We start from the raw sequence: 24,679 nt of genomic DNA, 5'->3' as shown, positions 1-24,679 counted from the left end.
AGCCGCATGAGACTCGCTTTTTTTGGAGATGTGGTCGGCAAGCCCGGCCGCGCTGCCGTCCTTGACTACCTGCCGGGCCTGCGGCGGGATCTATCGCTCGATTTCGTCGTGGTGAACGCCGAGAACGCCGCCGGCGGCTTCGGTCTGACGGAAACCATCGCCATGGACTTTTTTCAGGCCGGAGCCGATTGCCTGACACTCGGCGATCATGCCTGGGACCAGCGCGAGGCGATGACCTACATCCAGCGCGAGCCGCGCCTGCTGCGCCCGATCAATTATCCCGATGCGGCCGAGGCGCCGGGCAAGGGTGCTCATGTTTTCGTTCTTGATGACGGCCGGCGCGTTGGCGTGGTGCAGCTTCAGGGCAACGTTTTCATGCGCCAGCAGCTGGAGAATGCCTTCCACCACGCCGATCGCGCCCTCGATTCCATGCCGCTCGGCGTGGCCGTCGATGCATTGATCGTCGACATGCACTGCGAAGCCACCAGCGAAAAAATGGCCATGGGTCACTATTGCGATGGACGCGCCAGCCTCGTTGTCGGCAGCCATACGCATGTGCCGACGGCGGACCTCATGATCCTCGAGAATGGCACGGCCTACCAGACCGATGCCGGCATGTGCGGGGATTATGACAGCGTGATCGGCATGAAAAAGGACAATTCCATCAGCCGCTTTGCCACCCAGCTGCCCGGCGATCGCTATGCGCCCGCACTCGGCGAGGGCACCCTTTGCGGCGTATTCGTGGAAACCGATGATCGCACCGGCCTCGCCCGGCGGATCGAACCTCTTCGCATGGGCGGACGGCTTGCTGCCTCAGTACCGCAGGTCTAATCAGGCACTCTGCTTTTCAGGTTGGCGCGTATCCGGAACGGCCACTTTTGAAGCGCGTGTGGCTTCTCCCATATGCGTCGCCTTGCCGAACAGCCAGCCCTGGATCAGCGACCCGGCGCATTCGCGCGCCCAGTGAAGCTCGCGCGGGGTCTCAACACCTTCAAACAGAAGGTGGGCGCGGATTTCATGAAGCTTCAGGATGATCTGATGGGCAAAGCGACGCGTGTCATCGCCTTCCATCATGTGCCGGAACCAGCCGGCATCGATTTTTACAATGTCCGGCTTGATGTCGACGACGCGCAGCAGGTCGGAACTACCGACCCCAAAATCATCGATGGCGATCTGGAAGCCGAGATCTCGCAGCTTCTCGGTGATCCGGATCAGCGCATCCTTGTCGCCGCCTTCTTCCTCGGTGATTTCGAAAACCACTTTTGAAGGCTGGACGCCTTGCTCGCGCACAAGGTCGGCATATTGATCCAGCCCGGTCAGCATCTGATCGAGATAGTCGCAAGAGCCGGGATTAAGATTCACGAACAGGCTGGTGTTGCCGAGCTGCCAGGCTGCCGTATTGGCGATATGCAGGCAAAGGCAGGCCCAGTCAGCCACGAACCGGTCGCGCGAGGACAGGCGCGAGAAGAAGTCCATCGGCTCGATCGGCTTGCCCTTGAAGATTGGCCTGGCCAGCGCCTCGACGCCATAAAGCATGCCGGCATTGTTATTGATCGCGTAGATCGGCTGGAACGCGGAGCGTATCTCGAACAAGCCGAAATCGAAGGCCCGGTGTCCGCCATCGAGTTCAAAAATGCGCTGGGTCAGCCGGGCAAGGTTCATAAGATTTCCCTAATGCGTCACAGGGCATTTTTCGCAGGCTCGAATTAACATCTTCCTTGCAGAAACTGTCAGTCTGCATCGATATCTTTTATTATAACGCTGCCTCGGTTAGATCGGCGGCACCTCTGAACCAAGCCCTCCAGGAGAAGAACTTCACATGGCTGGACATTCAAAGTGGGCCAACATCCAGCACCGCAAAGGTGCCCAGGACAAGAAGCGCGCGGCGCTCTTCGCGCGCCTGTCGAAGGAAATCACGATTGCCTCCAAGCTTGGCGGTCCTGACCCGGACGCCAATCCACGTCTTCGGCTCGCCATTAACAATGCGCGCGGCCAATCCATGCCGAAGGACAATATCAAGCGCGCCGTCGACAAGGGGCAGGGCGGCGCCGGCGAAGAGTATTTCGACATTCGTTATGAAGGCTTTGGACCGGGCGGCGTCGGCATCATTGTCGAGGCTTCGACCGACAACAAGAACCGGGCCGCGAGCGAGATCCGAGCCGCCTTCTCCAAGAATGGCGGCAATCTCGGCGAGACGGGCTCTGTCTCCTTCGGCTTCGAGCAGGTCGGTGAAATCGAGTATCCCCCGGAAGCCGGGGACGAAATGGAAGTCATGGAAGCGGCTATCGAGGCTGGCGCGACCGATGTCGAAAGCGACGAAAGCGGCCATTGGATCTATACCGAACGCGAGGACCTGATGGACGTCGCCTCGACGCTGGAAGGCAAATTTGGCGAAGTTGAAGCCAAATCGACCAAGCTTATCTGGAAGCCGCAGAACATGGTTCCGGTCGAGGGCGACCAGGCCGATACGCTTATGAAGCTGCTGGATGTGCTCGACGAGCTCGATGACGTGCAGAATGTTTACGACAATTCAGAGCTTTCTGAAGCCGAAGTTGAAAGGCTCTCGAGCTGAACACCTTTACGTGAGCCAGCGCACCTCTGCCCTCCAAATTGGTACAATTTGTGCCATATAGAGCGGGAGTTTAGTAAACAGGGGCGCTGGATCCGATGACCCGATCGCAATCCTTCTACATCGCCATTGTCGCAGGTGTCGCAGCGGCCACTACGGGGTTCGTCTGGAGCGCCGTCGCCGATCAGTCCGCAACCGATTTGCCCAGCGAGGAAACGCGTCTTGAAACCGCGATCTTCGCTGGCGGCTGTTTCTGGTGTACCGAGGCCGACTTCGACAAGGTCGATGGCGTGATTTCGACCATTTCCGGCTACACAGGCGGCACGGTGGAAGAGCCCACCTACAAGCAGGTCACGCGCGGCGACACCGGACACTATGAGGCGGTGAAGATCAGCTACAACCCGCAGCAGGTCAGCTATGAAGAGCTGGTCGAGTACTATTTCCGGACCATCGACCCGACCGATCCGCGCGGCCAGTTCTGCGACAAGGGCTCAAGCTACCGCACGGCGGTCTTCGTCAGCGGCGAGCGCGAGCGCACCATTGCCGAGACCGAGATCGAGATGATCACCCAATCGGGGCAGCTTCCGGGCCCCGTCGTCACCAAGGTGCTCGATGCGAGTGAATTCTGGCCGGCCGAAAGCTTTCACCAGAATTACTACCGGACCAATCCGATCCGCTACAAATTCTACCGCGAGGGCTGCGGGCGTGACGAACGCCTGAAAAAGCTCTGGGGCGAAGACGCCGCGATCAACTAGGTACTTTCGACGCCACCAACAAAAGAACCCCGCGCAAGCCTGATGCGCGGGGTTTGCTTTATCCTGTTTCAGGCGGCTGGTTTGATTTCGACCAGCTTCAGCCCGAAATGCAGGTCTTCACCGGCGAGGGGATGGTTGCCGTCGGCCGTGACGGTCTCATCATTCACCGCGATGATCGTCAGGTTTATCGTGGAGCCATCCTGTTGTTGGGCGGCCAGCGTCATGCCGGGTTCGGGCGTATTGTCCGCCGGCAGCTGCGCACGTGGGATGTCGATGACCATTTCTTCGCGGCGTTGGCCGAAGGCGTTGTCAGCACTTATGGTGACCGAACGCTCACCACCGACTTCCATTCCGTCCAGGGTGGTTTCGACTTCCGGGAATATCTCGGCGCTGCCAATGGTAACGGCGACAGGCGCGTTTTCTTCGGTCTGCCCGACGACCCGTCCATCGGAGGTTTTAACGGTGTAATCGATAAGGACGGTATCGCCCGTTTTTGCGGCTTGCATGGTGATGATTTCCTATCTGGAGTGACAAAGTCAGGCGCGCCAGGGACGACGCACCGGCGCGAATGCGGGCGCCTGCGATCAGTATTGGTCGCAACCCAGGCCCTGACTGTCAAATTCACACCCCACCCGGAGCGCCGGGCCAGGCCGGCACCCCCGACAGCAAGGCGGCGCCAGCGCAAGCTCGTCGGACGTACGAACTACCGCTCGTCTTCCTCTTCATCCGCCGGGTCTTCAAGAATGAAGAGCCGCGGATCGAGGCGCACATTGGTCTTCACGTCATCAAGACGGACAAGCGTCGTCTGGCGGTTCGCATCCAGCGCATTCCAGCTCAGAAGCGCATAGGTCTCACTGTCGAAATAGAGCGTCAGCTGACCTTCGGCCTCATCTGACCGGCTTTCCAGGGTGATTGCCACCTGGTTGTTGCGGCTTTTCACATCGATGACCCGTGCGTCGGTCTGGAAATCAAGCTCGTCATCGAGGATCAGGCCGAGCGGGGTCGAGGCCAACGGAACCCGGTCAACTGTCTCGAGCTCGCTGTCTTCCATGGCGACCGTCGTGCCGTCAGCAACGATCAGGATCGGTGTCGGATCGTCATAGTCAAACCGCATCCGGCCGGGGCGACGTAGGGCGAAGTCACCGCGCGTCACGCTGCCATCGGGTGAGACCTGGACGAACCGCCCCTTCGCAGTCTTCGCTGCGGCGAGCGCACTGGCGGCCTTGTCGAGAATGGCCTGGCGTTCCGAGCCGGTGAGACTGCCATTGCTGGCAGGCGCAGGCGGAATGACCTTTTCCATGGTCTCGTTCGGTTGTGAGGATTCTTCGGGTTCCGGCTGATCGTTCTCGAAGGTGATCGGCGCCGGTGTTTCGGCTTCAGCTTCGTCGGCCTCGGCATCATTGCCCGACGGCTGCACGGGCTGAACCGGCGCGGCCTGCGCGCTGTGAATCACGACAGGCGAGGCGACCGGCATGAGAAAAGCCGGGTCCACCTCGAAGGCGAGGGGTACGCCACTCATCATGATGACGGCGGCAAAAGGTGTCAGCAAAGACGTCATATCGTCCTCCTGTATTGGCACGCTGAGATAATCAACGCACCCCACAGAAAACAGGGCCGAAAAAAGGTATTTCCGCCGCGATTCGTTGTGCCGCATTCAGATTCTGGCTGACCGCTTGCGCCCGATCCTGGCCATTCCGGTCAGTCGGACGGATTGTCCCGCGCCAGGATCTCGCGCTTGCCGGCATGGTTGGGCGCTGAAATCACGCCTTCTTCCTCCAGCCGCTCGATCAGCGTGGCTGCCTTGTTGTAGCCGACCTTGAGGCGCCGCTGCAGGTAGGAGGTCGAAGCACGTTTGTCCCGGATGACAATCGCCATTGCCTGCGCGTAAAGGTCATCGTCTCCATCACCCGTCGACACGCCGAGCATCGCATCCATGATCGCACTGCCGGTGCCGCCTTCCTCGGGCTCTTCGAGGATATCGGTGTTGTAGTCCGGCTCGCCCTGCTCCTTCAGCCAGTTCACGACGGTCTCGACTTCCTCATCGGAGACAAACGGGCCGTGCAGGCGCTTGGTCTTCACGCCGGCCGCCTGGTAGAGCAGGTCGCCCATGCCAAGCAGCTGTTCAGCGCCCTGCTCGCCAAGGATGGTCCGCGAGTCGATCTTGGTCGTAACCATATAGGAAATACGGGTCGGGAAGTTCGCCTTGATCGTACCGGTGATAACATCGACTGACGGGCGCTGCGTGGCGGTGATGAGGTGAATGCCGGCGGCCCGCGCCATCTGCGCCAGGCGCTGGATGCAGCCTTCGATCTCCTTGCCTGCAACCATCATCAGGTCGGCCATCTCGTCGATCACGACGACAATGTTCGGGATATGATCGAGCGGCAGCATCTCCGTCTCGTGGATCGGCTTGCCGCGTTCATCGTAGCCCGTCTGGACCTTGCGGGTCATATGCTCACCGCGTTCACGGTATTTCGCCGCTTTCTCGTTGAAGCCGGCCAGGTTCCGCACACCGGCCTTCGACATGAGCTCATAGCGGCTTTCCATCTCGCGCACCGCCCATTGCAGGGCGCAGACAGCCTTCTTCGGGTCGGTCACAACCGGCGCCAAAAGGTGCGGAATGCCCTCATAGATGGAGAGTTCCAGCATCTTCGGGTCGATCATGATGAAGCGGCACTGCTCGGGCGTCAGGCGGTAGATCAGCGACAGGATCATCGCATTCACGCCGACCGATTTACCCGAACCGGTCGTGCCCGCGATCAGGAGGTGAGGCATCTTTGCCAGATCGACCACAGTGGGCGTGCCGCCAATATCCTCGCCAAGCGCCATCGGCAGAGAGGCTTTCGAATTCGTATAGGCGCCAGCCGACAGCAGCGAGCGGAAGTAGACCGTTTCGCGTTCCTCATTCGGCAGTTCGATACCGATGGCGTTCTTGCCCGGAATGACAGCCACGCGCGCCGACACAGCACTCATTGAACGGGCAATGTCGTCTGCGAGAGAGATCACGCGGGCCGATTTCACGCCTGCCGCCGGCTCCAGCTCGAACAGGGTAACGACCGGGCCGGGGCGGACTTCCTTGATCCGCCCGCGCACGCCAAACTCGCGCAGCACTTCCGACAGGCGGTTGGCCTGGGCGAGCAGGCCGTCCTCATCAACCGCCGCGCGGCGCTCGGCCGGCAGCTGCAAAAGGTCGATCGAAGGCAGGATTTTCGGGCCGCGGCGTGATTTCTTGCGGATGGACGGGCGCTCCGGCTCGGGCGCCGGGCTCTTCGCCGGTGTCAGTTTCGGACGGGTGACCGCACTTGGCAACGCATCCTCATCGTCCTCCAGCAGATCCTCATCCGCATAATCGTCATCCAGCTCAGGCTCGATGACCTTGCGCTTCGAGGATGTCTCCGCCTTGCCCTGGATACTCGGGGCATAATCGTCCTCGCCTTGCTTGCCGCGCTGGGCGAGACCGCCAAACAGCGACCGGCCAAGACCGCCGAAGCGGCGCAGCATCCGTCCGCCGGAACTGGTCGCCGCGCTTTGCAGCAGGCGGGCATCGCCGCGCCGGAAACCAAGGGCACTAAAGGCGAGGAAAGCTGCGAAGACGCCAAGGAAGAAGCCGGCCAGGACAGACGGGAAGGGCAGGAGCAGGGCCTTGAAGGGCACAACGGCCACGTCATAGATCCAGTCGCCAACGACACCGCCAAGCCCGGACCAGAGCGGCCACGAGGCGGGAACGGGGAAAGAGGCCAGCGCACCGGCGAGAACCGGGATGAACAGGACGCCATAGGCCCAGCGCCGGATGCGTGGCGCACCGATCAGGACCGCACGCATCGCGCCGCCGACCATCAGGGCAAGGCCCGCCATCCAGGCCGCGAAGCCGAGCACCTGCAGGGCGAGGTCGGCAAGGATCGCCCCTGTCCCGCCGAAGAGGTTCTGCACCTCCATGCCGGTCGCCGCATTCCAGCTGGGGTCCGTAGATTCATATGTGCCGACGCTGCCGCACAGGAAAACGCCAATGCCAAAGGCCGCCGTTCCCGTGAGAATCCGCCAGACGGGGTCAGTCGCTTCGCGTACGCGCTCGCGTTCTGCAATCGAATTAGCCATGTCGCTGTCCACCATCCTCATAGATGAGATTTTCGGACAAATTGCCCGGATGCTCTTAACACCGCGCAAACGCGGCAGGCTTGAGGCCGCAAAAAGACTCAAAAAAAATCCCCGGCCAGTTGCCTGGCCGGGGAAGTCTGGGAGGAAACGCTTCCCGAGAAGAAGCGAACCCGTGGAGGCGTTATCCGAATTCCGGATAGGCCTCGAGACCAACTTCGGACTTGTCCATGCCGGCGAGTTCTTCTTCCTCGCTCGGGCGGACGCCGAGGGTGACTTTCAGAGCCATCCACACGATCGCCGAGGCAATCGACACGAAGATGCCGCAAGCCAGGACGCCGATGAACTGGCCGAGATAGCTCGGCGTTGCTGCATCGGTGGTGTCGATGCCGAAGCCACCGCCGTGCGACAGCGGAACGATCATCGTGCCCCAGATGCCGCACACAAGGTGAGCCGGGATGGCGCCGACGACGTCGTCGATTTTCAGCTTGTCGAGCAGCGGAACCGTGAGGACCACGAGCACACCACCGATCGCACCGATCAGGATGGACAGACCCATGGACGGCATCAGCGGCTCGGCCGTGATGGACACCAGGCCACCGATGGCACCGTTGAAGGCCATCGTCGCGTCGACTTTGCCTTTGTACAGGATCGCCGTCAGGATCATCGCAGCGAGCACACCGCCACAGGCGGCCATGTTCGTGTTGGCGAAGATCATGGCAACAGCGTTGATGTCATCAAACGTGCCGGCAGCGAGCTGCGAGGCGCCGTTGAAGCCGAACCAGCCGAACCACAGGATAAACGTACCCAGTGCGGCCAGCGGGATGTTCGAACCCGGCATCGGGTGGACTTCACCATTGACGAACTTGCCGACACGCGGGCCGATGATGATCGCACCGACGAGAGCTGCCCAGCCGCCCGTGGAATGCACGAGGGTCGAACCGGCGAAGTCAGAGAAAGCGAACTGTGAATCGAGCGCACCGCCGCCCCACTCCCACGAAGCCACAATCGGATAGATGAATGCGGTCAGGAATGCCGTGAAGATCAGGAACGGCCAAAGCTTTACGCGCTCTGCGACCGTGCCGGAAACGATGGAGGCTGCGGTTGCGACGAACACCATCTGGAAGAACCAGTCCGAAGCGGACGCATAGCCCGTTCCAAGGTCGTCAGCAGGCGTCCAGATAAAGTTCGGAATACCGAACCAGCCGCCCGCAATCGTGGCGCCCGGATAGGCCATGTTGTAGCCGACAAGCCAGAACATGATACCCGCGACCGAAAACAGGGCCACGTTCTTCATGGACTGCATGGCCGCGTTCTTCTTTCGCACGAGGCCTGCCTCGAGCATACAGAAACCCGCTGCCATGAACATGACGATGAGACCGCCGATCAGGAACAGATAACTGCTGTCTACATATGCGCTTACTTCGGACGCTTCCTGCGCGGACGCGCCAAGCGCCCCGAAGGCAGCGAGCGGCACCAACGCCATGCCCCGCCTTATGCCCTTAACCAAACTACTCATGCCCTTCTCCCAATTGGTTGGTATGACGTGGGCCAACTAAACGGACCTGCCCCGGCAACGACCAGTGACATTAAGCTGGCGTCATAAGGCGGTCGTTCGAGTGACTAAAATTCGGGCACCCTGCGACCCAAACGCCCGTTTCGGCGTCAACTCTGGACCCGTTTACGGGGTCTGCTAAGAACCGGAGCCATGAGCGCGAAAGAGACAGAAGTCCTTGTAATCGGTGCTGGCCCCGCCGGGGCATCGCTCGCGCTTGCCCTTGCAAAGGCAGGGATTGAAACCCTGGTTGTCGATGCCCGCGACCCGAAAGGCACACGTCCGCAGGACACCCGTAATTATGCCGTGGTGACAGGGAGTTGGCGCCTGCTGGAGCGGATCGGCATTGCCCCTGCGCTTGAAGGACAGACCCAGCCGCTGCATGGCCTGGAAGCCACCGATGGTGGGACCCACTGGTTCGGCCAGCCACATGTCCTTTTCGATGACGAGGACCTGCCAGACCGCGAAGACGGCGAAACGCTGGGACACATGGTGGAAGCGCCCGTCCTTCAGGCAGCCCTTGATGCCGCCATGGCCGAACAGGAAGGCCTTACCCTGCTCGCGCCCGCCCGTTTCTCCAGCTACGAGGCCGGTCCGCGCGGTGTCACTGTCACGCTGGAGTCCGACGAGACGATCCATGCTCGGCTTCTCATCGGCGCCGACGGAGTTAACTCACCCGTCCGCGAGGCGGCTGGAATTCAGACCGAAGGGCGCGACTACCAGAAGTCGGTCTTTGCGGCGAACGTTACCCTGTCGCGCCCGCATGACGGGATCGCACGACAGCTTTTCACACCGGAGGGTCCGTTTGCGACGCTGCCCTTGCGGGGCGATCGCGCCAATCTCGCCTGGTACATGAAGCGCGGCGCCGCAGAGGCGCTGGCAAAAATGACGCCGGAGGCCGTAGAGGCCGAGCTCAATCATCGCTTTGCCGACTTTGCGGGCGAGATGAAGATAGACGGGCCGATGGGCTCCTATCCCCTGATCCTGAAGATCGCCGAGCATATGGTGGACACGCGCGTAGCCCTGGTGGGCGATGCCGTGCGCCGGATCAACCCGCTGGCCGGGCAGGGGCTGAACCAGGGCTTTCGCGATATCGCCGCGCTCTATGATGCCATCATGGACGCAGACCGGGCCGGGCTGGATATCGGCTCGGAGCAGACGCTGTCGGCCTACCAGGCATCACGGCGCTTTGGCGCAAACACCGCCGCACTCGGCATGGATGTCATCGACCGGCTGTTCTCCAACGACTCGATGCTGACCAAGCCGGTCAGGAGTCTCGGCATGCTGGCGGCTGAGCGGATCGCGCCTGTCCGCAAACGGCTGGCCGGCATCGCAAGCGCCTCATCTGAAGGGCTGCCCAGCCTGATGCAGCCGCTGGATGCGGCCTGATCAACCCCAGAGGAAAAGTCCGCCAAGGATCAGCAGCGGAATGACCGCCAGGCCGAACGTGTTACGCGCAAAGACGAATTTTTCGATCCAGGCGTCGAGGCGCGGATCACCACTGGACCGGGTCTTCGTGACCATCTCGACATTCTGACCTTTGATCTCTGTGTCGTCGCTGACGATGTAGCTGGTCAGCGATCCTTCCGCGATCAGGCACCCGAAATAGAAGACAGCGGCCCATGCGATCGCACCGAAAGCAACGGCCATGACCGTCCAGCCGATCTCGAATGTCTGGAACTGTCCAAGCTGCCAGAGCGATACGATGAGGACTGCGGCGCCGACGGCCACGGCCAGCAGCATCAGGGATCGCAGTTTGCCGAAGTCGACGCTCTTTTCATCTTCGGCCATGTCGCATCCCCTCTTGCGGTCTTGCCGGTCAGGCGGCCTCGCCCAGCTCGCGCAGGTATTTCCAGGTATACAGCCCGCTCGAATGCCCATCGGAGAAATGGATCCGCACGGCATAGCGTCCGACCGGATCGGCTTTCGTCACGCTGACATCATCGGCCACCGGCGGCTGCGGCGGACGCGGCCCGGCGCCATGCCCGCGCACTTCGGCTGACGGGCTCTGCTCACGCAGTTTCTTGAAAGGGATGTCGAACGTCGCGTCGTCCTCGAACGTCACTGACAGGACACCGGCCCCGCGGCGGAACTTCAGCTCTGTCGGCCATGGCATGACGGTCATCGCGTTCAGTCCTCGTCCAAGGCGCGCGCTTCGCTTTCGAGCATGATCGGCAGACCATCGCGGATCGGAAAGGCAAGCTTGGCTTTCGGCGAGACCAGCTCCTGTTTTGCCCGGTCATAAGTCAGAGGCGCGCGGGTCACCGGGCAGACAAGCATTTCCAGCAGACGCGGATCTGTCTTCGCGCCAGCCTCCTCTGTGGGCGCCTCAGGGCCGGGTGAATTTGTCTCGGTCATTGCAGGGTCGATGAATCGTCGCCGGAAGTGTCCATGTCAAGCAAGGCGATGAGCGCATCGCACCGCCCGCAAAGGTCAGGCGCCTCAAGCAGGGCCTGCTTCTCCATGGGCGAGAACGGGCAGCCCGCCGCAAGCGCGTTGACCAGGGTCTCCAGCGGCGCGGTCTCGACTGCGTCCCAGTCCACTTCCATCTCATTGACGGCAACATATTTCTTGAGCGCTTCAGCCAGGTGTGCCCGGTCCGGCAGGCAGGTCGGCTCCGGTTCGCTCAGATCGGCGGCAAACCGGCTCCAGTCCGCGCGGACCTGCCGATAGGGCGTGGTGACATCAAGCTCCTCGACCACGCTGAACCGGCAAATGCCAGACAGGTTGATCAGGTAACGCCCGTCCTCGGTTTCGGAATAGGACGTGATGCGGCCCGCACAGCCCACCCGGGCAAGGTGCGGCGCCTGCTTGTTGCCGCCCGCCGGCTGGATCATGCCGATCAGCCGGTGTCCAGCCATCGCATCATCAACCATGTTCAGATAGCGCGGCTCGAAAATATTCAGCGGCAGGGACCAGCGCGGGAAGACCAGTGCACCGCCCAGAGGGAATACAGGCAGCGTGTCCGGAAGGTCTGCTGCCTTTCTGTAGCCGTGTCTGGTCATTGGAACGGGTCCTCCTGACAACAGCCCCTTCCCCCCATGGTGGCGCGAAATGCCTGAAAGTCGAGGGCTGCGCCGCTAATTCGCTGCGCGGACCCAGCGAAGGCGACATTGTAATGCCCCGCTCGGCCGTCAGGCAAACATCAGGGAAGACAAACGCCGGCGGCCCTCGATCGTTGCAGGCGATTTCGGCCCGGCAGCCTCGAACAGCTCAAGCAGCTTTGCTTTCGCCTTGCCGTCTTCCCAGGCGAGATCGTCGGCCAGGATTTTCAGCAGGTGGTCGGCCGCTTCCTTGTGCTTGCCGCGCGCGATCAGCGCTTCAGCGAGCTCGAAGCGCAGCGCATGGTTCGAACGGTCTTCGGTGACCTTGTCGATCAATGCGTCGAGTTCGTCATCCTTTGGCGCATCAGCGCTCAGCTCAATAGCCGTGCGCACGCCCTTTATGGCGGGGTCAGACTGCTTGTCCGGGCCAGCCATGTCGAGAATCTGCGACGCGCGTTCGGCGTCGCCATTGGCAAGGTAGCAGCGCGCCAGGCCGGCGATCGCGGCGACATTCTTCGGATCGGCTTCGACGACAGCGCCGTAATACTGGGCGGCCTGGGCAACATCGCCGCCCTGCAGCAGCTTGTCGGCCTCTTCGATGGCAGCCTGCAATTGCTGGCCCTGATCGGTCCCGCCGAGAAGCTTGGAGATGAAGTCGCGCAGCTGGCCTTCCGGCAGCGCGCCCTGGAAGGCATCGACCGGCCGGCCCTTGTCGAAGGCGAAGACAGCCGGAATGGACCGCACACCCAGCTGGCCGGCGATCTGCGGATTCTCGTCGATATTGATCTTGACCAGCTTCACCTTGCCTTGCTGGTCATTCACCACCTTTTCAAGCACCGGGCCGAGCGATTTGCACGGCCCGCACCACGGCGCCCAGAAATCAACCAGGACCGGCGCCTCTTTCGAGGCCTCGATGACGTCGGTCATGAAGGTCTGGTCGGTGCTGTCTTTGACGTTACCGCCCGGTGTGCCGAGTGAGATGTCTTCCATAGCAAAGCGCCTTTCGAACTTGTCGCCGCGAATTTGGGATCAGACCCGCAAAAACGCAACATCGCGGGTTCATTCTGGCAGCACCTCGTCCGGCGCCTGTGCTATGAAGTACCGCATGGACCCGAAGATCACCGGCTTTGACAGGATCAAGTACCTGCTTGTCGCGCTCGGCGGCGCGGCGGTCGGTGGTGTCGTCATGTTCGGACCAGCGGAGCTGCGAGAAGAGATCCCATGGCACCGCGAACTCGGCATGGGCTTCATCGCTTTTGCCGCGCTGATGCTCGCCGCGCTTTTCTTCGTGCGCGCCAAGGCCCTGCTCCTCGCCATAGTCTCGGGACTTGTTGCGGCCGGTGCCATCTTTACGGGCGCCGCCGGCGAAGACCTCGCGACCTGGCAGCGCGGCCTCTTTATCTTGCTGGGCGCCGGCGGCGGTATCTTCGCCATTGCCTGCCTGGTCAGCGTCTTTTCTGGCGAGGACCCGTCGGCCTGATCAGCCGGTCACAAGCGACGCAAAATCGACTTCGGTCATCTCATGACCGGTCAGGGCGACAAATGTACGGAAATCCTCACGCGGGATAGCGGTCGTTGCCGTGTTCACCAGGGGGTGGAAATTCAGCGGGTCGCACCGCATCAACGCGGCGTCCACGATGAACCGCACACGCCCGTCCCTGTCATTCATCAGGGCGAAGGCGGTGACGGAGCCGGGTGTCACGCCAAGGCATTCCACCATCAGCTCGGCACTCGCAAAGGACAGCCTCCGCGTACCGATCAGCTTGTGCAACTGGTTGAGCTTCAGCTCGCTGTCGGCATGCGCGGAGATGAGGACGATGGTCCCGTCCTTGTCCTTCATGAACAAATTCTTGGTATGCCCGCCCGGCATGCTGGCCTTGAGGTCACGGCCTTCTTCAACCGTGAACGTCGCCTCATGCCAGCGCGTGGTGTGGCTGAGGCCGTGCTCGTCGAGAAAGGCAAACAGATCGTCGGGGCTTGCAGGCATGGCGGTGTTTCAGGCAATCAGGGCCAAGCCGTCAAGCGAGGACCGCCCGAAATGCACCTGGATTGCTACAAAATCTATGACCGCGCGCCGGAAATCGTGCCCGGCCGCTCACAGCGCGAATGGATGGATGCCTTCCCGGACCGTCACCCGTATCGCTGCCTGCCGCTGACCATGGCAAACTCCACCGGCTGGGAAATCCTCTGCCCGATGGACCTCAAGATCGTCTGGGATGGCGGGCCGATGGAACACAACCTCCACCTGTTCACCCGCAAGGCCGACCAGCGCTATCTCCCCTCCTTTGCCGACAGTCACTTCCGGCGCGGCATTGTGACCATGCATACCGGCCATCTGTTCCGCACCCCGCCCGGCTGGGGCATCTGGGCATCCGGCCCGCCAAACTTCCCGAAGGATGGCATCGCGCCGCTGACCGGCCTCGTCGAGACTGACTGGCTGCCCTTCCCCTTCACCATGAACTGGCAGATGACCCGGCCCGGCGAAGTCGTCTTCAAGAAGGGCGAACCTTTCTGCTTCATCATGCCCTTCGAGCATAGCAAGACCGAGCAGATCCAGCCCGAGCGCAAGATGCTGCATTCCAATCCGGAGCTGGAGAAGGAATATCACGCTTGGCAGACCAGCCGCGGCACCTTCAATGAAAAGCTCAAGGCGCTCGATTCCGAGACGGTGAAGGCCGGCTGGCAGCGCCATTACATGAAGGGCCAGAAGGTCACCGGCGACAAGGCTGACGCCCACCAGACCAAGCGCCGCCTCAAGCCGCCCGTGGACGTGTAGGCCCGCAGGCTAGGGGCGAGCGGCGGCCGATTGCACCTTTGCGTGCGAATCCCCCTTGCAAGCCCTCCGCTTTTGCGCTTAAAGCCGCGGTCTCGCTGGTCGGCACGTGCTGGTCAGCTACCCCATCGGATGCGGGCGTAGCTCAGGGGTAGAGCACAACCTTGCCAAGGTTGGGGTCGTGAGTTCGAATCTCATCGCCCGCTCCAAACACTTTTCCAAAAACATCAATTAAATCAGCAGTATAATGCGTGGGCGTAAGCCCGTCGCTTGACGTTTGCTCAATTTCTCCCTACAAAATTCCCTACTATTGTTCCTACAAAGCGATTGGGCTGTGGACCCGGATAACCGTCATCTCAAGCGCAAGCGCGCGTACTGGCACTATCAACGCCGCGTCCCGAAGCGGTATGAGAGCATTGATGATCGTGGCGTCGTAGAGTGTTCGCTTCGCACGAAATCGATCGAGATCGCACGGTTGCGGCGCGACGCGATGGAAGAGTCCGACAACCTGTTCTGGGCGTCTCTCGCCGGGATGGATGGCGAGACGGAAACAGGCGAAGCGCAGGCCAGAAAGCGGCAGGTCGCCGAGAGACGCTACAAGGCTGCAACCGTCCGGGCGCTGGCGCGCGGCTTCGTCTACACACCCATCGATCAACTCGCCGAGACGCCTGATCTCGGTGATATTCTCGACAGAATCAAAGTCATCAAAAGCGCCGATAAAGGTGCGCCAAGCCAGTCGGAAGAGGTGGAAGCGGAGGCTCTTCTGGGCACAGTTTCATCGCCGCCTGTAACGGTCAGCTCCGCGTTTGAGCTCTATTGCGAAGAGATCGCCGCTGACGAATTGATTGGAAAGTCCGAGGCTCAGAAGGCGGCGTGGAAGAAGACCAAGAACCGTGGCGTCCAGTATTTCATCGACGTGGTCGATGACAGATCCATGCGGGAAATCACGCGGCAGGATGCGCAGCAATACTACAATTGGTGGAAGGATCGCGTCGTTCCGAAGCCGGGAAAAAAGGCGCTCAGCACCAAAACCGCCAATCGAGATCTTGGCAATATGCGTAAACTCTACGGCGAATATTTCAAATATATCGGGGAGGAAGACAGGCCCAATCCGTTCCGAAACCTCTCATTCAAAGACAAAAAATCCGCAGATGTGCCGCCCTTTGAAGACCAATGGGTGCGAGAAAAAATCCTGGTTCCCGGCGTCCTCAAGGGCCTGCGGGGCGACGCGGATTTGATCCTTTACGCCCTGATCGAAACGGGATGTCGGCCTGGTGAAATCGCCAACCTGCTCGCCGAGGACATCAATCTCGATGGAGATGCGCCGTACATTTCCATACGCCCTAAGAGGGACCGGGAGATCAAAACCGCGTCGTCCATCCGCGAAATTCCGCTCGTCGGCGTGTCTCTTGAGGCCATGCGGCGTGCGCCGAATGGCTTCCCACACTATCGCGATAAACCTGATCTGCTATCGGCGAATCTCATGACGGCAATGAAGTCGCGGAACTTGTTTCCGACCCCCGATCATAAGGTCTATTCGTTCCGACATTCGTTCGAAAAACGCATGCAGGAAGCCGAACTCGACTATGGTTTCCGCTGCATGATCATGGGCCACCGCAACTCGCGCCCAGCCTATGGCGACGGTGGTTCGATGGCTTACAGGCGCGACCAACTATTGAAGATTGCTCACCCGGTTTCAGATGAGCTGAAAAGTTTTTTTCGCAAAAGGTGACGCCGGTCTATAAGGCCACGCTAGACGCTGCTCACGGTCACAGCCATCGCGGCAAAACCGATCGCGAAGGCAAGTGTTGAACTCCATCTGGGCGGCCGCGGCGCATCGCCTTCTGGCACCATGTCTTCAATGGTCGCGAGGAGAAGTATTCCGGCGATAACGCTTAATGCGAATGCTTGCGTCTCGGGCGCAGCATGCCGAAACACGGCATAGCCAACTATAGCACTAAGCAGTGCAGGCGTCCCAGCAAGAGCGGCGGCGGCGAGGCGGCGTCCCACGGGGATGCGATAGTGCTTTAGATTTCCTGCTGCTGCGAAGCCGCCAGGCACATTGGCGAAAAGCTGCGCGCCTGCGAGCAATAGACCTACCTCCAAGGCGACTGCGCCTCCCGCGCCGGTCATCAGGCCGTCACTAAAGAGATCAGCGCCAATGACCGTATAGACCATGAAGGCTTGGGTCGCTCGGATTTGGCCGCCGTTCTGCCAAAGCACAATGCCCTTTGCCACCAAAAGGGACGCACCGGCACCGATAACGAACCCAATTGCAAAAATCGAAACTGGTAATGAAGCCAGGATGAATGGCAGCATTTCAAGACTCACGAGCGCGATCGCAATGCCGGCGGCGCCGTGCAACGCGGCGCCAATTGTCCATCGCGGCGTATCCACCTTTTCGGCAATGACAGCGCCGATAAAATTACCAAGCGCAGGCAAGACCGCAAACCCAACTATGAGTATGAATTCATTCATAAAATTGACTTCATAAGCTGAAATATCGCCCCACCCAAACCAAGTCTTGCGTTCTCGTTGCTTATGTCGATTTGCTTTTGCGGCCAATGATCCCCGTCGGGCAGCGCGCGGCACAATTGCTCTGTCAATGCAATTTGATCGCCTCCGATGTCCGTCCGCTTTCGCGGTTCCAATGAACTTTTCGCCTTCTCAATCGTCTTACTCGGCGACACCAGAGGGAGGATTAGAGCGATGGCGCGCGTATTCGCCGTTGATTGTCTTGAAGCGGTGCCGAACAGATTTGATCTGGCGCTCCTAGCAGCGCATCGCGCGCGCGAACTTCACAATGGCGCTCTATCGTCCCTTCCGAAAAACGGTCACAGCGCGCCGGTTCTCGCGTTGAAAGAGATCTCCGTCGGCGAAGTGAACCCATGCGATATCAAGGGCCGCCTTATCGAAACTTTGCAGCGTGTTCGACCTGACGACGACGGTGACTCCCCTGAGTTCGAACGCATCGATGAGAACGCAATGTTGCGCGCAATTGAAGCTATGGAGAAGGAGGCGCCTCAAACTGAGTGAGAGGCCCTGTCAAAAACCATAGCTGTCCGAACGCGATGGAAACAATGAAAAAGCTGGAGCGCTGAATGATGGCGAGCAAAAAAGCTGAAAAACCATTTTTAACCGACATCAAGACACTGCGAGATCGCGCACGCAAACACATTGAAGACGGCGCGGTAACGCCAGGCTATCAGGCGGACCGCGAAGTTGTAGTCAATTTACTCAATGCGGCCTTGGCCACTGAGTTGGTTTGTATTTTGCGTTACAAACGTCACTATTTTATGGCGAGCGGCATTTATGCTGATGCGGTGGCCCAGGAGTTTTTGCAGCACGCCAATGAAGAGCAAATGCACGCTGACCAGATCGCCGCGCGTATTGTGCAGCTCAAGGGCGAGCCTGACTTCAATCCCGATGGTTTGGCAACACGCAGCCACGCCGAATATGTCGAGGGCGAGAACTTAATCGACATGATTAAGGAAGACCTCATCGCAGAACGCATCGCCATCGACAGTTATTCGGAGATGATCCGTTATATCGGCGATAAAGACCCCACAACTCGCCGGATGCTTGAGGGCATTCTAGCGATGGAAGAAGAACATGCAGATGATCTCGCGGGAATGCTGACGGAACTCGATGTTTAAGCCAAATGCATTTCGCGCTGAGCGACTCGGAAGGCAGAAAACGCATGAACAGGACCTTATTCAGTCAAACATGGGACACGCCATTTCGCGCCGTACGCGCATTGGAGAATGCGCTTGATATCGCCTCATATGGGTCAAAAGCCGCCCTCGTAGGTGCATTGACCATGCCTATCCCTTTCTATTGGAACCCTCCTTTTTGGACAATTGCTCTGTCGTGGCCGCGCATAGCTCGAAATACGAAAAGCGCTGCGCGCTCAACCGCGCTCGCGAAAAATGCGACGAGAACTGACAATACTCACGCCAACGACAACCTCACAACCAACCGGCTGATCGCGGCTTAGAACGCTTTTCCACACTAATTGAACTTTTGCGAACCGCTATTCGTCGCACAGTGTAGAAGCCGGACGATGACAGGAGGCGACATCCATGTCGGAGACGTTCATTGATTCAGTTGAGGAACAAATCGAAATTCGCCAGGCGGGTTGGGGCTGGGCCTTGACAATCGGGTGCCTTTCCATCGCCGCTGGCTTTTTCGCCATCCTGTTTCCACTCATTGCTTCTGTCGCCTACAGCCTGTTTTTCGGAGCGATTTTGGCTGTTGGAGGCTGCCTTCAGCTCTGGGATGCATTCCGTCGGCGCCGCACCGGCGAGTTTTGGTTTGAATTGGGCCTTGGCGTGCTTGCGCTTGTGACCGGCGCGATATTTCTTTTCGCTCCCGGGGCCGGCGTGTTTTCGCTCACACTCGTCTTCGCTGTCTATTTCATCATTGACGCCACAATGAGGTTTTTCTTGGCGTCTCGCCGAAAAACGAAAGACAGGCGCGGCTGGATGATCGCCGGCGGCGTCCTGAGCCTGTTCCTTGGGCTCATCATTCTTTTCGGTCTCCCAAGAACCGCGCTTTACACCGTTGGCATCCTCTGGGGCGTCCACGCAATTTTCATCGGCGTCCACTTTACGGCCGCCGCGCTCGCAGCGCGCAAAAGGATAAAACCGTAACCGTCGGGAGCTTGAAAATGCTAATGATAAGAAAATCCGCCATCGTCTGTGCAATTTTCGTCGGAGTCCTGTGCAACCAGACTGTCTGGGCTCAGCCTGCTGAACTCTATGAAAATCTTGATGTTCATGGGACTCTGCTTTGTAAGGCTGACGCGGGCATGACAATCACGGTTTCCGAAAAACGTAGGCTGAGTTGTGAATACAAAACCGGAAAGCATGGTGATGTATTGCGCAAGTTCTCCGGCGTCGTTTCAAAACGAGATACCGATTCGTTATTTATAAACGAGCAGTATCTTTCATGGACCGTCCTTTATCTCAAAAGCAAGAACGACGTCGCTGATCCCGATGCATCAATTGTTGGGCGATATGCGCGCGCCTGGCCGGAAATCATCGACGAATATGAGCTGAAGCCGAATACGTTGGTAGGTGGGGAACGCAATCTTTTCGCACTGGAGCCGCGACCCGTCGACGGGCGACGGTCCGATGAACTTGCGTCATCGGTACTCTATTTTGAAGTGAGCAGCCTTGCGCCTTAGCGCGTTACGCTTCACCCCGCCAGGCTTTCAGTATAGCCTGGCGCACCGTTTCGGGCTGGTTGTCGATGACGCTGATAAGGTGCGTCAACTCGCGGCGCAAACTATGAAACTGATCGATATACCCAAAACAAATCGACAGCGCGTCGTCGCCAATATCGAAATCGTCGCTGAGGGTTAAGATGAGTTCAAGTCGCGCCCGATCGATCTCGTCATAGAGTGCAGCGCCAGCCTCACGCCGAGGACGCACAAGTCCCTCGCGGAGCCATGCACGGAGGCGCTTTCTCGTTAGCGTACGCAATTCCGCAATAAGATCGTCTTCAGTGTAAGTGATAGTCGATTTACTGCTCACCGCCGCCTCCAGTCGCTCGCCCAACCCGCGCGAGGATCGAAATTCGTTCGCTCACGCCAAGCTTTCACAGCGTCTCTGAGATCGTCGTCTATCTCGCTTGGCAGAACGACTTTCAATTCCACATATTGATCGCCGGGCGGGCCTTTAGATTTGCGAATGCCCCGGCCTTTGAGGCGAAGGGACTGCCCGCTTGACGCTCCGGCCGGAATTTTCATCGTTACAGGTCCGTGAATGGTCGGAACTTCAACCTTTGCGCCCAGAATGGCTTCATCAAGACTGATCGGCAAAGTCAGGCGAATGTCGTTTCCGTCCCGCGCAAAGAGGGAATGGGGGCGGACGGAAATCTCGATCAGCGCATCGCCATTTGGTCCGCCACTAAAGCCTTCTTCGCCCTTTCCTTTAAGACGGATAGTTTGGCCGTCAGCGACGCCGGCAGGCACAGAAACATCAAGTGAGGCGCCCTCAGGTAACGTGATGCGCTTCTTGCCGCCCTTGGCGGCTTCCAGAAAGTCGAGTTCCAATCTGTAGCGGGCGTCGCGGCCCGCCATGCGTCCAGCGCCGCCCATGGGACCTCTTTCGGGACCGCGCCTGCGCCCGAAAAAATCGCCAAAAATGTCAGATAAATCTTCGAATCCGCCGAACGCGTTTTCACCACTGGTCCTGCCGCTACGATAGTAGTAGCGCTCGCCGCCGTCAGCGCCTGCATGTTCGCGATAATAGCGCGGCTCCGAGCGCTCCTGCCCAGAGGCGTCGATCTCACCGGCGTCATATTTAGCGCGTTGCTCCCTATCGCCGAGTATCGCATAGGCGGCTGAAACTCTCTTGAACTCATCCGCAGACGCTTCATTTCCGGGGTTTAGATCCGGGTGCAGCTTCTTGGCGAGCTTTCGATAGGCCTTGCGAATGTCGTCGTCCGACGCCGAGTTCGATACGCCCAATACCTTGTAAAGATCTTCGGTCATTACACAGACAGCAAGCAACTAGTTTGCGCAAAAAATTATTACCTGGGCGTATTTAGAGACGCGGAAGGCCCTTGAAAAGTTCACGACCCATTCTAGATCGAAATTGCGGGTCGCCGACGCCGGGACCCGAGCAATGATTTGGCGCACGTGGTCGTCCAGAACAGAATTTTAGACGCGTGCCAGCCTCCATGTCGCTCGAAGTTTGAGGGCATGACGGTCGCCGGATTATTTGTATAGTCGTTGGCCCAGACTTTAACCGCCAGCGATAAAATGGTCTGGCAAGACTGTTCTTACCCCAGACTTTTTCCGGCGTTGGCCTCCCTGCAAAACTAATGTCTTTGAGCGCGCTCAGGTGAACTTTCCGCCTGCGTCGTTCGTCGAGAAAATTGAGAACTTGCGAAGGAGGTTGAACCAAATGTTGAGCACATACAATGGCCGCTTCGGATGGGATCCATTCGCTGACTTGCGGCGCATGCAAACGGATATGAACCGACTTTTCGATGGCTACGCCACAACCTCAGGAGCCGGTTTCCCCGCCGTTAATGTTTACGCAAAAGACGACGCACTGCTGGTGACCGCGGAACTCCCGGGCCTTACAGACGACGCCATAGACATCACCGTACGTGACGACACGTTGACAATCGAAGGCGAATTGACGGTCGAAAACGACAACGCAGGATGGCATCGTCGAGAGCGTGGTAGAGGCCGCTTCACGCGCGGTGTTGAATTGCCGTTCCGCGTTGATCCAGATCACGTGAAGGCGAGCTTTGAAGACGGGGTTCTGGAAATCGAAATGCAACGCCCAGAGGCCGACAAGCCACAGCGCATCGCCATCAACGCCTGAGGCGACGGCGACCATTTTCAAAATCTGGGTCATAAGGAGATTCTGAAATGAGCAGTGATGTTAGCACTCGTAACGAAGATACAAATGTGACGCGGATTGATGAACGCCGTCCACGTCGCATTTACCGGCCAGCGACCGACATCTTCGAAATCGATGACAAGGTTGTGCTCGAAACCGAGATGCCGGGAGTCAATCGCGACACAATCGATATTACCCTTGAAAACCGTGTGTTGACCATTCGTGGCGAGCTGAAAGAACGTCCGCGCCAGGGCTGGCGCCCTGTCTATGCCGAATACGGCGAAGGCGATTACGAACGCAGCTTCTCCGTCTCTGAAGAAATTGATCAGGACAAGATCGACGCATCCTTTAAGAACGGCGTATTGCGGATCGAATTGCCGAAAGCGGAAACGGCGAAGGCGCGAAAAATCAGCGTCAATGCCGCCTAGTCAGTAAAGCCCCGATAACCAAAGGAGCATAAACAATGCGTATTCGCGATCTTGTTCCCTGGGGCCGCAAGAAAACCGACGACGGGTCGGAGACCCGCTCGTCGGGCCGCAGCCTCGTAAAATCTCGCGACGAAACCCAAGGTTCAGTCATATCGCTGCAACATGAATTGAACGATGTGTTTGACCGGTTTTTCGAACGTTTCGAGCGCCCGTTCTTCGACCGCGCCGGAGCCATGAACGTCTTCTCGCAACCGAGCGTGGACGTGTCGGAAAGCGACAAGGCCATCAAGGTCAGCGTTGATCTGCCTGGAATGGATGAAGATGATATCGATGTGACGCTGACAGGCGATGTCTTGACAGTGCGTGGCGAACGCAAGGCAGAGCGCGAGGAAAATAAGAAAGGCTACTTCCTCCATGAGCGGTCGTATGGCGCATTCTATCGCACTATACCGCTGCCGCCAGGCGTTGAAACGGACAAGGCAAAGGCAGAGTTCAAAAAAGGAGTCCTCACTGTCACTCTGCCGAAGTCGGCGGACGCTAAACGTCTCACTAAGCGAATCGAGGTGAAGGCAGCATAGTCTGTTTTGTCTGTAGAGGGGAAGGTCTTGAGCATGACAACTTAGCGGAGGCGATAGATGCCTCCGCCGCTTTTTCCTCGGCACTAAGCGAAAGGTACGAAAACAGAAGAATTGCGGGGTGAACGATCATGACACGCGGCGCTATTTTAGCTTTCATCATCATTCTGATTTCGGTTATTATACCGACCAGCGCGGCGAACGCGCAGGTCTCAATCCCTTTTCTCAACAGTCAAAACCAGGAGCAACCGACGCTCGCGCCGGTGCTGAAGGAGGCGACGCCGGCAGTTGTTAACATTGCCGTCGAGTCGCAGGTCTCGCTTGAGCGCAACCCGCTCTACGCTGATCCGTTTTTCCGCCGCTTTTTTGAATTTCCCGACGTACAGCCGCGCACCCGGCCCCGCCTTAGCGCCGGCTCGGGCGTCATTGTCGATGCGGCCAAAGGGTATATTTTGACAAACGCCCATGTCGTCGATGGCGGCGATGAGATTTTGGTCACTCTCAAGGACCGCCGTCAATTTAAAGCCGAACTTGTCGGCAGTGATCGCGGCACCGACATAGCGCTGCTTAAAATCGATGCGAACAATTTGTCTGCCCTCCGGCTTGGGGATTCTGATGATCTTGAAGTGGGAGATTTTGTCATCGCTATCGGTAATCCGTTCGGGCTTGGTCAAACCGTAACTTCGGGAATTGTCAGTGCTCTAGGGCGCACCGGGCTAAACCTTGAGGGGTATGAAGACTTTATTCAAACAGATGCGCCGATCAATCCAGGAAATTCGGGCGGCGCGCTGATCTCTCTCGACGGCGAGCTTATTGGGATTAACACTGCTATCGTCGCGCCGGCAGGTGGCAATGTCGGCATCGGTTTCGCCGTGCCCAGCAATATGGCGCGAGGCGTAATGGAACAGCTAATCGAATTTGGCGAGGTGCGACGCGGACGGCTTGGCGTCGTCATCCAAGACCTGACGCCAGACCTCGCATTGGCGCTTGATATTGACGCAACACACGGCGCGGTCGTCAGCCAGGTTGAAGAGGGCTCGCCTGCTGACAAGGCGGGCGTCGAGGCGGGCGACGTCATTTTGAGCGTCGACGGCCAACCGATCGACGGCTCGTCTGACTTGCGCAATCAGATCGGCCTTAAACGCCCCGGTTCAACCGTATCGTTGAAATTACTGCGAGATGGCGACGAGCGAACCTTGCGCGCTCGCCTCGCCAAAGGGGATAGCGACGAGGGCTCATTAAGCTCGACCTCCGCACCAAAACTCGCCGGCGCCAAATTGCGCGCGCTCACATCCGCGGATCAAATTCCGGGCATCGCAAAAGGGGTTTTTGTTGAAGATATCGCGGCAGGCTCTCCCGCAGCCCGCGCCGGCCTTCGGCCAGGGGACGTGATCGTCGCGATCAATCAAAACCCAGTGGACAGTGTGGGTGATGTCACTGCGGCTCTCGACCGAGCGAACGGACCCATCGCGCTATCGGTTGTGCGTGGATCGACTCGCTTGTTCCTCGTTATTCGTTAGCGGACGA

29 protein-coding genes and 1 tRNA gene are annotated in these 24,679 nt (G+C 59.0%); 16 read left to right on the top strand and 14 right to left on the bottom strand.

Translation table 11 applies throughout. The features are described from left to right. The first annotated feature begins 6 nt into the window (after window positions 1-6). On the top strand, window positions 7-831 hold the full coding sequence (locus D1223_RS07620; protein ID WP_119375802.1) for a TIGR00282 family metallophosphoesterase: 825 nt from the start codon (window positions 7-9) through the stop codon (window positions 829-831). On the opposite strand, the gene D1223_RS07615 is transcribed toward D1223_RS07620, so the two are convergent. Next, entirely contained in the window at window positions 832-1,662 is an 831-nt protein-coding gene (locus D1223_RS07615; RefSeq protein ID WP_119375801.1) for an EAL domain-containing protein, read from the bottom strand. Between the two features lie 157 nt (window positions 1,663-1,819). Between D1223_RS07615 and D1223_RS07610 the strand changes: the two genes are divergently transcribed. Both D1223_RS07610 and msrA read left to right on the top strand, forming a co-directional pair. Further along, on the top strand, window positions 1,820-2,572 hold the full coding sequence (locus tag D1223_RS07610) for a YebC/PmpR family DNA-binding transcriptional regulator (RefSeq protein ID WP_119375800.1): 753 nt from the start codon (window positions 1,820-1,822) through the stop codon (window positions 2,570-2,572). A 95-nt stretch (window positions 2,573-2,667) separates the two neighbouring features. Beyond that, complete coding sequence (msrA, locus tag D1223_RS07605; protein WP_119375799.1) at window positions 2,668-3,324, top strand: peptide-methionine (S)-S-oxide reductase MsrA; 657 nt, start codon at window positions 2,668-2,670, stop codon at window positions 3,322-3,324. Window positions 3,325-3,392: 68 nt separating this feature from the next. Here msrA and D1223_RS07600 read toward each other — a convergent pair whose 3' ends face one another. From D1223_RS07600 to amt, 4 genes are all read right to left on the bottom strand, one after another. Further along, window positions 3,393-3,830, bottom strand: a complete 438-nt coding sequence (locus D1223_RS07600) for an FKBP-type peptidyl-prolyl cis-trans isomerase (protein WP_119375798.1) — start codon at window positions 3,828-3,830, stop codon at window positions 3,393-3,395. Between the two features lie 197 nt (window positions 3,831-4,027). Next, window positions 4,028-4,882, bottom strand: a complete 855-nt coding sequence (locus D1223_RS07595) for a LolA family protein (RefSeq protein ID WP_233353078.1) — start codon at window positions 4,880-4,882, stop codon at window positions 4,028-4,030. Window positions 4,883-5,022: 140 nt separating this feature from the next. Next, entirely contained in the window at window positions 5,023-7,419 is a 2,397-nt protein-coding gene (locus tag D1223_RS07590) for a DNA translocase FtsK (RefSeq protein ID WP_119375797.1), read from the bottom strand. Window positions 7,420-7,600: 181 nt separating this feature from the next. Next, a complete protein-coding gene (gene amt, locus D1223_RS07585) occupies window positions 7,601-8,935 on the bottom strand; it encodes an ammonium transporter (protein WP_119375796.1) in 1,335 nt (444 codons plus the stop codon). Window positions 8,936-9,124: 189 nt separating this feature from the next. On the opposite strand from amt, the gene D1223_RS07580 reads away from it, so the two are divergent. Next, window positions 9,125-10,360: an FAD-dependent oxidoreductase gene (locus D1223_RS07580; RefSeq protein ID WP_119375795.1), complete on the top strand. Its 1,236-nt coding sequence runs from the start codon at window positions 9,125-9,127 to the stop codon at window positions 10,358-10,360. Here D1223_RS07580 and D1223_RS07575 read toward each other — a convergent pair whose 3' ends face one another. The 5 genes from D1223_RS07575 to trxA form a co-directional block, all read right to left on the bottom strand. After that, complete coding sequence (locus tag D1223_RS07575) at window positions 10,361-10,762, bottom strand: hypothetical protein (protein WP_119375794.1); 402 nt, start codon at window positions 10,760-10,762, stop codon at window positions 10,361-10,363. 28 nt (window positions 10,763-10,790) lie between these two features. Continuing rightward, on the bottom strand, window positions 10,791-11,096 hold the full coding sequence (locus tag D1223_RS07570) for a gamma-butyrobetaine hydroxylase-like domain-containing protein (protein ID WP_119375793.1): 306 nt from the start codon (window positions 11,094-11,096) through the stop codon (window positions 10,791-10,793). 5 nt (window positions 11,097-11,101) lie between these two features. Continuing rightward, entirely contained in the window at window positions 11,102-11,329 is a 228-nt protein-coding gene (locus tag D1223_RS07565) for a Trm112 family protein (protein ID WP_119375792.1), read from the bottom strand. Next, window positions 11,326-11,976, bottom strand: a complete 651-nt coding sequence (locus tag D1223_RS07560) for an LON peptidase substrate-binding domain-containing protein (protein WP_119375791.1) — start codon at window positions 11,974-11,976, stop codon at window positions 11,326-11,328. Before D1223_RS07560 ends, D1223_RS07565 begins: the two co-directional genes overlap by 4 nt. A 129-nt stretch (window positions 11,977-12,105) precedes the next feature. Further along, a complete protein-coding gene (gene trxA / locus D1223_RS07555) occupies window positions 12,106-13,005 on the bottom strand; it encodes a thioredoxin (protein ID WP_119375790.1) in 900 nt (299 codons plus the stop codon). A 115-nt stretch (window positions 13,006-13,120) separates the two neighbouring features. Here trxA and D1223_RS07550 point away from each other — a divergent pair, with 115 nt between their 5' ends. After that, on the top strand, window positions 13,121-13,495 hold the full coding sequence (locus tag D1223_RS07550) for a hypothetical protein (protein ID WP_147372720.1): 375 nt from the start codon (window positions 13,121-13,123) through the stop codon (window positions 13,493-13,495). Here the strand turns inward: D1223_RS07550 and D1223_RS07545 are convergent, their stop codons facing one another. Further along, window positions 13,496-14,002 carry a prolyl-tRNA synthetase associated domain-containing protein gene (locus D1223_RS07545; RefSeq protein WP_119375788.1) on the bottom strand — a complete coding sequence of 169 codons (507 nt, stop codon included), beginning with the start codon at window positions 14,000-14,002 and terminating at the stop codon, window positions 13,496-13,498. A gap of 51 nt (window positions 14,003-14,053) precedes the next feature. Here D1223_RS07545 and D1223_RS07540 point away from each other — a divergent pair, with 51 nt between their 5' ends. The 3 genes from D1223_RS07540 to D1223_RS07530 all read left to right on the top strand — a co-directional run bounded on the left by D1223_RS07540 (window position 14,054) and on the right by D1223_RS07530 (window position 16,520). Next, window positions 14,054-14,791, top strand: a complete 738-nt coding sequence (locus D1223_RS07540) for a DUF6065 family protein (protein ID WP_119375787.1) — start codon at window positions 14,054-14,056, stop codon at window positions 14,789-14,791. A gap of 131 nt (window positions 14,792-14,922) precedes the next feature. Continuing rightward, a tRNA-Gly gene (locus D1223_RS07535) sits at window positions 14,923-14,997 on the top strand. A gap of 125 nt (window positions 14,998-15,122) precedes the next feature. After that, on the top strand, window positions 15,123-16,520 hold the full coding sequence (locus D1223_RS07530; protein ID WP_119375786.1) for an integrase: 1,398 nt from the start codon (window positions 15,123-15,125) through the stop codon (window positions 16,518-16,520). A gap of 20 nt (window positions 16,521-16,540) precedes the next feature. On the opposite strand, the gene D1223_RS07525 is transcribed toward D1223_RS07530, so the two are convergent. Further along, on the bottom strand, window positions 16,541-17,353 hold the full coding sequence (locus D1223_RS07525; RefSeq protein ID WP_233353077.1) for a ZIP family metal transporter: 813 nt from the start codon (window positions 17,351-17,353) through the stop codon (window positions 16,541-16,543). Window positions 17,354-17,497: 144 nt separating this feature from the next. On the opposite strand from D1223_RS07525, the gene rpoZ reads away from it, so the two are divergent. The 4 genes from rpoZ to D1223_RS07505 all read left to right on the top strand — a co-directional run bounded on the left by rpoZ (window position 17,498) and on the right by D1223_RS07505 (window position 19,976). Then, complete coding sequence (gene rpoZ / locus D1223_RS07520; RefSeq protein WP_158588434.1) at window positions 17,498-17,824, top strand: DNA-directed RNA polymerase subunit omega; 327 nt, start codon at window positions 17,498-17,500, stop codon at window positions 17,822-17,824. A gap of 65 nt (window positions 17,825-17,889) precedes the next feature. After that, entirely contained in the window at window positions 17,890-18,444 is a 555-nt protein-coding gene (locus tag D1223_RS07515) for a ferritin-like domain-containing protein (protein ID WP_233346164.1), read from the top strand. Window positions 18,445-18,870: 426 nt separating this feature from the next. Then, window positions 18,871-19,440 (top strand): HdeD family acid-resistance protein, encoded by a 570-nt coding sequence (locus tag D1223_RS07510; RefSeq protein WP_119375783.1) that lies wholly within the window; start codon window positions 18,871-18,873, stop codon window positions 19,438-19,440. 17 nt (window positions 19,441-19,457) lie between these two features. Beyond that, window positions 19,458-19,976: a DUF992 domain-containing protein gene (locus tag D1223_RS07505; protein ID WP_119375782.1), complete on the top strand. Its 519-nt coding sequence runs from the start codon at window positions 19,458-19,460 to the stop codon at window positions 19,974-19,976. A 4-nt stretch (window positions 19,977-19,980) separates the two neighbouring features. Here D1223_RS07505 and D1223_RS07500 read toward each other — a convergent pair whose 3' ends face one another. Both D1223_RS07500 and D1223_RS07495 read right to left on the bottom strand, forming a co-directional pair. Beyond that, window positions 19,981-20,325, bottom strand: coding sequence for a MerR family transcriptional regulator (locus D1223_RS07500; RefSeq protein ID WP_158588433.1), 345 nt, complete (start codon window positions 20,323-20,325; stop codon window positions 19,981-19,983). Beyond that, window positions 20,322-21,287 carry a DnaJ C-terminal domain-containing protein gene (locus tag D1223_RS07495; protein WP_119375780.1) on the bottom strand — a complete coding sequence of 322 codons (966 nt, stop codon included), beginning with the start codon at window positions 21,285-21,287 and terminating at the stop codon, window positions 20,322-20,324. The genes D1223_RS07500 and D1223_RS07495 overlap by 4 nt, the downstream gene beginning before the upstream one ends. 415 nt (window positions 21,288-21,702) lie before the next feature. On the opposite strand from D1223_RS07495, the gene D1223_RS07490 reads away from it, so the two are divergent. From D1223_RS07490 to D1223_RS07475, 4 genes are all read left to right on the top strand, one after another. Continuing rightward, window positions 21,703-22,131 (top strand): Hsp20/alpha crystallin family protein, encoded by a 429-nt coding sequence (locus D1223_RS07490; protein WP_112061555.1) that lies wholly within the window; start codon window positions 21,703-21,705, stop codon window positions 22,129-22,131. A 47-nt stretch (window positions 22,132-22,178) separates the two neighbouring features. Then, window positions 22,179-22,577: an Hsp20/alpha crystallin family protein gene (locus tag D1223_RS07485; RefSeq protein ID WP_112061556.1), complete on the top strand. Its 399-nt coding sequence runs from the start codon at window positions 22,179-22,181 to the stop codon at window positions 22,575-22,577. Between the two features lie 35 nt (window positions 22,578-22,612). Then, window positions 22,613-23,155, top strand: coding sequence for an Hsp20/alpha crystallin family protein (locus tag D1223_RS07480; protein ID WP_119375779.1), 543 nt, complete (start codon window positions 22,613-22,615; stop codon window positions 23,153-23,155). A 128-nt stretch (window positions 23,156-23,283) separates the two neighbouring features. Continuing rightward, a complete protein-coding gene (locus D1223_RS07475; RefSeq protein WP_119375778.1) occupies window positions 23,284-24,672 on the top strand; it encodes a DegQ family serine endoprotease in 1,389 nt (462 codons plus the stop codon). Window positions 24,673-24,679: the final 7 nt, after the last annotated feature.

The organism is Henriciella mobilis, from assembly GCF_003576285.1.
In the GTDB taxonomy this organism is placed as follows: domain Bacteria; phylum Pseudomonadota; class Alphaproteobacteria; order Caulobacterales; family Hyphomonadaceae; genus Henriciella; species Henriciella mobilis.
Note: the sequence above shows the minus strand (reverse complement) of the source record. Positions and strands in the feature narration are given on the sequence as shown.